Below are 8,560 nucleotides of genomic sequence, written 5' to 3'. Positions count from 1 at the left end.
TTGGGGGAGTTGGGGGAGTTGAGGAAGATGGAGGAGTTGGGGGAGTTGGGGAAGATGGGGGAGTTGGGGAAGATGGGGAAGATGGGGGAGTTGGGGAAGATGGGGAAGATGGAGGAGATGGGGAAGATGGAGGAGAGGGAGGTTTAAACTGTTCTCCTTTCAATGCTCTCCTATCCCCCTATCATCTCTATCCCCCCATCCCCCCTATCTCCCCTATCTCCCCCATCCCCCCTATCCCCTCTATCCCCCCTATCTCCCCCATCCCCCTTGACCATCTAGCCGACAGGAGACTTTAAGCTAAAAGAAAGTTCAACTCTCACCCTTTCTTTTATGTACCACGTCAACCGTCGCAAATTCCTCTCCCTCACCGCAGGCACAACCGGGGCCACCTTCCTTGCCCAATGCGGAAACCGTCAAGGCCGCACCCAAAACCCCCAACCCCTTCCCCCCCTTTATCAAAGCCAAGAAGGACTCCTCGAAGTCAATCTCACCGCCAGCAACCCCACCCTCAACCTCGCCAACCAACCCGCCTCCCCCTTTGCCTATAACCAACAACTCCCCGGGCCTCGTCTCGAAGCCAAACCTGGCGACACCATTCGCATTCACTTCTCCAACCAACTCCCCCAACCCACCAACCTCCACTATCACGGCCTGCACATCCCCCCCACCGGAACAGCAGATAACATCTTTCTCGACATTTCCCCCCAAGACAGCTTCACCTACGAATTCACCCTCCCCGAAAACCATCCAAGCGGCACATTTTGGTATCACCCCCACCGTCATGGTTATGTTGCTGATCAAATCTTTGCCGGGTTAGCCGGATTATTCATCGTCTGAGGAGAACTTGACCAAATCCCCGAAATTCAAGCCGCCCAAGAAGCCTTCTGCGTCCTCTTCTTTAAACACCGTCGAAGATTGGGAAATCACCAACACAGGGGTAATGGATCATCCCTTTCATGTCCACATCAACCCCTTTGAAGTCATCAGTCGCAATGGCCAACCCGAACCCAACCGCGCTTGGAAAGACACGGTATTAGTCCCCGCCGGGGAACGGGTACGGGTGCGCATCCCCTTCCGAGACTTTGCCGGAAAAACAGTGTATCACTGCCATATTTTAGACCACGAAGATTTAGGCATGATGGGGAATTTAATCATTAACAGTTAATGGACGGACAACGGAACGGCTAAACGATTAATCTTTTAAAATATTCATCCCTTTGTAAACCGCAGGCCGTTCTTGTAAACGGTTCAGCCACCGTAATAAATGGGGACAGTCATCAATGGACAATTGGAGATGTTCATAAATGGCCACCCAAGGATAAGTTGCTATATCAGCAATAGAATAATCCCCCGCTAAAAAATCCCTAGAGGCCAACTGTTGGTCCATCACCTTACATAAACGGAGAGACTCTTTTTCATAGCGTTCTATTCCGTAGGGGATATTTTCTGGGGCCGAATGGCGGAAATGCCCCAGTTGACCGAACATGGGGCCAATATTGCCCATTTGGAACATTAGCCATTGCATCACGTTAGCGCGTTCTGCGAGGGAGGTGGGGAGAAATTGACCTGTTTTTTCCCCCAGATAGACGAGAATGGCCCCAGACTCAAAGACTGTGATTCCGGTATCGTGATCCACAATGGCCGGGATTTTGCTATTGGGGTTAATGGCCACAAAATCTTGGTGAAACTGTTCCCCAGTCTTTAAGTCCACTTTTTTCAGGGTGTAGGGGAGTCCCACTTCTTCGAGAAAGATAGACGGTTTGCGACCGTTGGGGGTTCTATAGGTATAGAGGTCAATCATATTCACTCCTATCTTCAATGTTGATCGATTGCCCATAATGTATCCCAATCTCGCAGATAAAAGAGTGCGAAACAAGCGGCCAGCATGGGAATTGCTGCAAAAAAGAGCAAATTGGCATCTTTGAAGGGGGCAAAGTATTGTTTGAAGGAGGAGACGGTGGAAATGGTGTGCATGATCAACACGAGACCATAAGTATATTTTTTGCGGAATCCTGCGACAAACCCCAGAATAATTAGTAGTTGGACTGCACCAATGATATAAAAGAGACTATTGCCAAAACCACTGATCAGATAAAAGTTTTTATACACTGCTGCCGCGTGTTCAGGACGGATAAATTTATCTAGGGTCCACATCAACATTACGATAAATACGCCAATTCTCAGAAGGAGGAGAGAGAAGCTAAGACGTTTTTGGGTATGCGTTCCGAGTGTTTCCATAAGAGTGTATGCTCTATTCAATGCTATGGGGTCACTATGCCGGACTTGACTGAGAAATTCCTGAAAATGCGGGATTCTTTCTTAATGTGCCTTGGTTTAACCCCAAGGCTAATAGCTTAAACTCGTTAAAAACGGTTAAGTTATCACATAAATTATTAAAAATTTAGTTATTAAATTTTCCGGATTATGGTAAGCCTTGAAAGGTTTATTACGAACGGTTTTTGGGCTTAGTTTTCAGGAGTATTGAAGTTTTACTCAAGTATCTATTCTCCGGCTTGATGGGCTGATCCATCGGGCATTACTGTGCCACTTAAATTGGTATTTTCTAACACAACTCCAGCTAAATTTGCCCCCTTTAAATTAGCCCCACTGAGATTAGCCCATCGGAGATCAGCGTGACTTAAATTAGCATAACTTAAATTCGCCCAAGTTAAATTGGATTTGCGTAGATCAGCATGGGATAAATTAGCCTCTTGTAAATTCACATTGGGTAAATGAATTCCACTTAACTCTTTTGCGGCTAAATTGGCTTGGGGAGCAATTAAACAAGCCCCGGCTTCGAGGGGATTAAAATGGGGCGGGAATTCGGTTTTACGGTCATACAATGCCCCTTTAAAATTGGCTTTTTCGGGGTTGGTTTCACTTAAATCGACTTCGTATAAATAGGCTTTGCCAAAATTCGCATCGGTTAAATCGGATGCCACTAATTTTGCCCCCATGAAATGGGCTCCAATTAGAATGCTGGCGGTTAAATTAGCCCCTAATAACTCGGTGCCGATAAACTGAGTCATTAAACAGTAGGCTTCGGTTAAATTTGCCCCGGTTAAACTGGTTAAATTGAGGATGGCATAACTCAAATTAGCCTGACTCAATTCTGCCATACTCAAATCAGCGCGACTGAGATTGGCGGATTCAAGATCAGACCCTTCCAAGTTTGCCCCACAGAGAGAGACTTGGGGTAATTCGGCCCCGCGTAAGGACACTTGATAGAAATTGGCTTCGGTGAAGTCTGCCCCACTCAGGGTAAGCTGATCGAGATTTGTGTGGGGTAAGGTGAGTTGAGAAAAATCTCGTTCTCCTGCTTGATAGGTTTGGATCAGTTGTTCGCGCTTCATTGGGCATTTTGAGAGAGTATGCCGATGCTCCCCTACTTTAATTATGGAACGGAACGGCAATCATGGGTAATAAGGTGAGTAATAACCAACTCCATTGTCTGTACTGGGGGGCAATTTCGGGGGTTTCTTCGCTTAATAGGGCTTCAATGCGTTCTTGCAAGCGATCGCAAGTTTGAGCGTCATTTAAGGCGGCCACAGTGGTTTCTCCCTGAAAAGAGGGCGCACTAATAACGAGTAATAGAGACTCAGCCAACAATAAGGGATCGGTCTGTTGTTTGGCAAAGGCATCCGCCCGCAATTCCCGTAAGAGGAGTAATTCTTCCCAGAGTGCCTCGGTTTTGGGCAACCAAGGGGTAATGGCCCGTAAGCCACCCCAGAGGAAAAACCAAAAGGTGTCATGATAATAACTATGGGCTTGTTCGTGGCGGAGAACGGCGTTTAAATGGGCTGTATCGAGGGTGTTGAGGAGTCCTTGACTAATGACTAGGGTAGGTTGCCAAAGCCCGATTTGCGCACTGTAGGGGGTATCTGTGGTGAGTAACCGGGCCGGGGTGTCGGGGAGTTCAATTTCGGGGGAGGTGCGGAGTTGGTGTTGGGTTTGTCTGGCGACCCATAGGCGTTTTATGCTTAAACTGAGGGCAAAGAGTAAATAGCCCATCATTCCCCAATAACTAAATCCTTCGGTGGGGATGCCGATCATTTGTCCGTTGGGACCCATGCAGAGAATGGCTATGGCTGTTCCCAATAATAACAAGGGGGGGAATAAAAAACTCACGACGGCCCTTTGCCACCGTTGTCTCCAAGGGCCTGTCTGGGGTTGCCATGTATAGCGTATCCCCCAAGCGACTAAGAGGGTGATTATAATGAGAATACTGTGCATTACTGCTTTTCCTCCCTAGCTTGACGGAGGGCTTGTAATCGGGTTGCGATCGCTTCAATTTGTTCTACACTGGCCGCATCGAGATGATCGGCAAAGGCCGCTACAATATCCGGATTACTACTGGCCAGAAACTGGTTGAAGTGTTGATAAGACTGTAATACCTTCGCTTCCTGACGGGAGACAATAGGACTCCAATAAAACGCCCGGCCTTGCTTACAACTTGTCACCCAACCTTTTTTCTCTAAACGGTTTAAGACTGTGGTAACAGAACTATAAGCTAATTCTCGATCTGGGTCAGCTAATATTGTCTCGTGAATTTGTTTCACAGTCGCCCCCTCTAATTGCCAGAGAATTTCTAAAATCTCCTGTTCGAGGGGACCCAAGGATAGTTTTTTAGGACGATAATCGGGCAGTGGTGACATTTTATTTTTGGTAATGGGTAATGGGTAATCGGTAATCGGTAATGGGTTCTCCCCCATCTCTCTTAACAAATGTCTCACATTAACTTGTCAGCAAGGGGTAAGGGGGGATTGGTGATTGATCTATGATACAAAAAGTATAAGGATAGTAATTGGGGAAAGGGTTATGAAACAACAGTTTAGCCAAATTTGGGGTCGCGGACTAGGGGGAGTTTTGGGGATAGCTGTGTTGGTGACTCCCTTCACTATTCAGATGGTCGCACCTCCGTCTGTATCAGCGAATACGGCACGACAATCTATTCAACTTTACCGACGGGGGGATGAGTCCTATAAAACCCTTGTTCAAAGAGCGCAAATAGTCGCCCGTGCGGCAGTTCAACGGCAATTTGACAGTGATATTGTCATTACACGGGTACAAGTCAATGTCATGGGGAAAAATAATGGCATTATTGCCCCTATTTTACGCTTAGAAGTGAGTCGTCCTCAATGGCAACGACAACCGGACGTGAATCTTTGGAGTACCTACTATCCTATTTCTGCTTCTTTTTTAGGATTTGAGTGATTTTGCAGTTGCCAAAGCCTTCTCATTTAGGTTGATAGGATTTTTTTATTTTAATAATTTATATTTCTTAACATAAATTTATTTTGCTTAGTGTGGTTTTATATATTTTTACAGTAAAATAGAATACTAAGTCTTAGAAAAGTTTTTGTTAAAAAGACGTTAATTTACATTTAAAAACTGGTGAGTAGTACATTACAAAAAACTAAGCGATCGCTCACACAAGGGGCGCTCACACAAGGGGCGCGTGTGCATTCCCCAAGCCGAACTATGTCCAAATCTTCTTTACTTTCTCAACTGACGGTTTATCAAACGCGGCAATTTACAGGACGTTTAGATATTGAAGTGAGTGGGGGGAAAAAATGGAGTTTGTATCTGTCCTTGGGACAAATTGCGTGGGCCGCAGGGGGGATACATCCGGTGCGTCGGTGGCGAAGACAACTCACCAATGTTGGGATTACTCTCAGTCCCCAAGCCTTACAATTGCGACAGAGCGATCGCTTTGAATGTTGGGATTACCAATTGCTCACTTTATTATTACAGCGACAGAAGATTACCAAAGAACAACAACTAGAAATTTTAGAGGGTGTTGTTCATGAAGTGTTATGGGAAATTTTACAAGCCATTCACTTAGCCAAGAGTCGTCAAGGCAAAAAGACACAAGATCAACCTTGGAGCATCACCCCTCAATTGGGAGTTCGTCCCACCCATAGCGAGACAGGAATTTTACCCAGAGACTGGACATTAGATATTAAATCCAGTTTAGGGCAAGCCGAGAAACAATGGGCGAAATGGGCAAAAGCGGGTTTAGCGAAATATTCCCCTAATTTAGCTCCCGTGTTACAAAAACCTGAACAACTGAAAGAAAAAACCTCAGCGCAGGTTTATAAACAGTTAGTAGGAATTCTCAAAAGTAAGCGGAGTTTACGGGATTTAGCCACCTTACTGAAAAAAGATTTATTGGCTTTAACGCGATCGCTCTCCCCCTATATTCAACATGATTTAGTGAGACTAGGAGAAATCCCCGATCTCCCCAACCCCCTCGAAACAGTAGTCCAGAAAAATCCGGCCAAACCCGCCCCCAAAAAAGCCACTCCTGCTGCCCAACAAGGAGTTATTGTTTGCGTAGATGATAGTCCCCAAATCTGCCAAACCCTCGAAGATACCTTTGCGGATACAGGGTATCAACTCATCGCGGTTCAAGAAGCCATTCAAGCCCTTCCCACGGTCATTAAATATAATCCAGATATCATTTTTCTGGATTTAATGATGCCCATTGCCAATGGGTATGAAATTTGTTCCCAAATTCGCCGCGTCTCCCAATTTAAAGACACTCCCGTCGTCATTCTCACCAGTAATGATGGGTTAGTGGACCGAGTGCGGGCCAAAGTCGTGGGAGCAACGGATTTTCTCTCAAAACCCGTCGAAACAGAAAAAGTAATGAATACCGTCGAAAGACATCTGAAAGCGAAAGCAGCACAGAAGGTTTAACGATCTTGAAGAATGCGATCGCGTCCTGGATAATAACTATGGGTGACTCGTCCCGCACTATGAAACAAAGGATAATAATTCTGCGCAATTTCCCCCCCATGAGGAGAAAACCGATCAATTCCAATCCCATTGCGTCCTTTGCGTTGTCCAGAACTATGGATATATTGTCCATCACCGAGATACAACGCCACATGATCGACGCGAGACTTCTCCTGAAAGAAAATTAAATCCCCCGCCTCCATAGCGTCGGGAGAAATCGTTTCCGTAAACGCCGCTTGCTGATAAGAATCCCTCGGCAACCAAACCCCAGAAGCCGAAAACGCCGCTTGCATCAACCCAGAACAATCATAATTGGGGGCAACCGTCCCTCCCCAATGGTAATAATGGGGTTGAGCCATCGCCGCCTTCATAAAAGCAATAATCTCAGGAATCCGTGAGATAATCTCCTCACGAGACACCCAAATCGGTTGATAGGGCTGAGACGTTGCTTGCAACTGGGAAACTTGCCCACGAGGCAACCAAGCCCGATAATCATCCTCACACAGTTGCACCGCAACCGCCTCCGCCAACACCGCCTCCACCCGCAAACATCGCCCTTGCGCCGCCTGAGTCGCCAACCCCTGACATTGCGGAGAATTATACAAATCAAGAGTACGCTGACAATAATAGTATTGATTCTGAGTAATTAATTCTTGCTGCTGAGTCATCCTCTCTCTTAGTGTCCTTTGTGTCTTTGTGGTTGGCCTTTCCCCAATTGATAATGGTTAATTGATAATTGTTTATTGTTAATTGAAAATGCCTTTTTTCCAACCCAACGAACAACTTGAAGCCCTCGGTGCAGCAATTTTAGGCAAAACTTGGAATCAATTCCCGCAACTTGCCCCTAATCAAATTGCCCTCACTTGGATAGTGTACGACAGTCCCGTCATTGTTAATACCGGAGGGGCCATTGCCGCCGAAGAATTTTGGCAATATCCCGTCCGGGGATTTAGTTATCGAGGGGTAGAAACCTTTGAACCGGGGGAATTAGTGCAATTATTTTATCTTGTCGCGCTGCAAGATTGGCTCGAAACCAACATGATCAATAACTCCCCTGAAATTGATCGGGCATTGCGGAATATGACCACCCATTCTAGTCACGACGCAACCAGCCTCATCGTCGATATTTTAAGCGGGACCACCAGCGGCCCACAACTCGCCCCTGAACCCTTCTCCACATGGCAATATCAACGGAATATCGTTAACCGTTATTATCAGTCCTTGGGGTGGGAGGAATTAAAAGGCACAAATATTAATCAAAAAACTTGGAGTGAAGGATATTACGGACGGGAGAGAGATTTTGTGGGGCCAATGTTAGAGAATTGTAATCGTTTGACCGCCCATGGGATTGCTCGATTGTTTCACAGTATCATCGGTGGGGTGGCGGTTTCTAGAGCGCGATCGCAAGCTATGATGCACCTCCTCCACCGTCACCTCCCCACCTCCCACAGTTATATTGCCTCCACACTCCCCCCCCAAAGCCAACTCTGGTCCAAAACCGGCCAAACCCCCATCGGCTACCACGAAGCCGCTTATATCGAAATTCCCCAATTATCCCCTTATTTATTAATCCTCGTCACCCAAAGCCAAGACCCCCCGCAAAATCAAGACCTTTTACCCTTTCTCGCCCAGTCCATCTTACAAGCCATGCCAGAAGTAAGCCCCTCAAGCCAATAAGTTCAATGACCCCCACCTACTTCGTGAGGTGAGGGAGTGGGGAGAGATAACCTTCCCGTAGCTGCGAATAGCTCTCCAGGGGTATTGCGGATTAACACTACTGGTCGTTTCTCTAGACCGGATTAGCTGTAAGGGGGCGGAA

Annotated in this window: 10 protein-coding genes and 1 pseudogene; 5 read left to right on the top strand and 6 right to left on the bottom strand. The window is 46.5% G+C overall.

Annotated features, from left to right (window positions below):
* Both PN462_RS00285 and PN462_RS23310 read left to right on the top strand, forming a co-directional pair.
* On the top strand, nt 1-296 hold a 296-nt coding region (locus tag PN462_RS00285), incomplete at its 5' end, for a hypothetical protein (RefSeq protein ID WP_272125806.1).
* A gap of 34 nt (nt 297-330) precedes the next feature.
* A pseudogene (locus PN462_RS23310) lies at nt 331-1,165 on the top strand (multicopper oxidase family protein).
* Nucleotides 1,166-1,192: 27 nt separating this feature from the next.
* Here the strand turns inward: PN462_RS23310 and PN462_RS00270 are convergent.
* The 5 genes from PN462_RS00270 to PN462_RS00250 form a co-directional block, all read right to left on the bottom strand.
* The gene (locus PN462_RS00270) at nt 1,193-1,801 is read right to left on the bottom strand and encodes a glutathione S-transferase family protein (RefSeq protein ID WP_272125802.1); all 609 of its coding nucleotides are present in this window, start codon (nt 1,799-1,801) and stop codon (nt 1,193-1,195) included.
* A 14-nt stretch (nt 1,802-1,815) separates the two neighbouring features.
* On the bottom strand, nt 1,816-2,238 hold the full coding sequence (locus tag PN462_RS00265) for a hypothetical protein (RefSeq protein WP_272125801.1): 423 nt from the start codon (nt 2,236-2,238) through the stop codon (nt 1,816-1,818).
* 263 nt (nt 2,239-2,501) lie between these two features.
* The gene (locus PN462_RS00260) at nt 2,502-3,353 is read right to left on the bottom strand and encodes a pentapeptide repeat-containing protein (RefSeq protein WP_272125799.1); all 852 of its coding nucleotides are present in this window, start codon (nt 3,351-3,353) and stop codon (nt 2,502-2,504) included.
* Between the two features lie 37 nt (nt 3,354-3,390).
* Nucleotides 3,391-4,233 (bottom strand): M56 family metallopeptidase, encoded by an 843-nt coding sequence (locus tag PN462_RS00255; protein ID WP_272125798.1) that lies wholly within the window; start codon nt 4,231-4,233, stop codon nt 3,391-3,393.
* Nucleotides 4,233-4,655, bottom strand: a complete 423-nt coding sequence (locus PN462_RS00250) for a BlaI/MecI/CopY family transcriptional regulator (protein WP_272125797.1) — start codon at nt 4,653-4,655, stop codon at nt 4,233-4,235. The genes PN462_RS00255 and PN462_RS00250 overlap by 1 nt, the downstream gene beginning before the upstream one ends.
* Nucleotides 4,656-4,818: 163 nt before the next feature.
* Between PN462_RS00250 and PN462_RS00245 the strand changes: the two genes are divergently transcribed.
* Nucleotides 4,819-5,214 carry a hypothetical protein gene (locus tag PN462_RS00245; protein ID WP_272125796.1) on the top strand — a complete coding sequence of 132 codons (396 nt, stop codon included), beginning with the start codon at nt 4,819-4,821 and terminating at the stop codon, nt 5,212-5,214.
* Between the two features lie 267 nt (nt 5,215-5,481).
* Nucleotides 5,482-6,702 (top strand): response regulator, encoded by a 1,221-nt coding sequence (locus tag PN462_RS00240; protein ID WP_272125795.1) that lies wholly within the window; start codon nt 5,482-5,484, stop codon nt 6,700-6,702.
* On the opposite strand, the gene PN462_RS00235 is transcribed toward PN462_RS00240, so the two are convergent.
* Entirely contained in the window at nt 6,699-7,409 is a 711-nt protein-coding gene (locus tag PN462_RS00235) for a C40 family peptidase (RefSeq protein WP_272125794.1), read from the bottom strand. The genes PN462_RS00240 and PN462_RS00235 overlap by 4 nt on opposite strands.
* 88 nt (nt 7,410-7,497) lie before the next feature.
* Here PN462_RS00235 and PN462_RS00230 point away from each other — a divergent pair, with 88 nt between their 5' ends.
* Nucleotides 7,498-8,418, top strand: coding sequence for a serine hydrolase (locus tag PN462_RS00230; protein ID WP_272125793.1), 921 nt, complete (start codon nt 7,498-7,500; stop codon nt 8,416-8,418).
* Nucleotides 8,419-8,560: the final 142 nt, after the last annotated feature.

This window comes from Spirulina sp. CS-785/01, assembly GCF_028330525.1.
In the GTDB taxonomy this organism is placed as follows: Bacteria; Cyanobacteriota; Cyanobacteriia; order Cyanobacteriales; family Spirulinaceae; genus JAQMSD01.
This window is presented reverse-complemented; position numbering and strand designations above follow the sequence as displayed.

Excerpts from the sequence above, each read along its gene's own strand:
- PN462_RS00270 (WP_272125802.1), bottom strand. The coding sequence starts at position 1,801 with ATGATTGACCTCTATACCTATAGAACCCCCAACGGTCGCAAACCGTCT.
- PN462_RS00265 (WP_272125801.1), bottom strand. The coding sequence starts at position 2,238 with ATGGAAACACTCGGAACGCATACCCAAAAACGTCTTAGCTTCTCTCTC.
- PN462_RS00260 (WP_272125799.1), bottom strand. The coding sequence starts at position 3,353 with ATGAAGCGCGAACAACTGATCCAAACCTATCAAGCAGGAGAACGAGAT.
- PN462_RS00255 (WP_272125798.1), bottom strand. The coding sequence starts at position 4,233 with ATGCACAGTATTCTCATTATAATCACCCTCTTAGTCGCTTGGGGGATA.
- PN462_RS00250 (WP_272125797.1), bottom strand. The coding sequence starts at position 4,655 with ATGTCACCACTGCCCGATTATCGTCCTAAAAAACTATCCTTGGGTCCC.
- PN462_RS00245 (WP_272125796.1), top strand. The coding sequence starts at position 4,819 with ATGAAACAACAGTTTAGCCAAATTTGGGGTCGCGGACTAGGGGGAGTT.
- PN462_RS00240 (WP_272125795.1), top strand. The coding sequence starts at position 5,482 with ATGTCCAAATCTTCTTTACTTTCTCAACTGACGGTTTATCAAACGCGG.
- PN462_RS00235 (WP_272125794.1), bottom strand. The coding sequence starts at position 7,409 with ATGACTCAGCAGCAAGAATTAATTACTCAGAATCAATACTATTATTGT.
- PN462_RS00230 (WP_272125793.1), top strand. The coding sequence starts at position 7,498 with ATGCCTTTTTTCCAACCCAACGAACAACTTGAAGCCCTCGGTGCAGCA.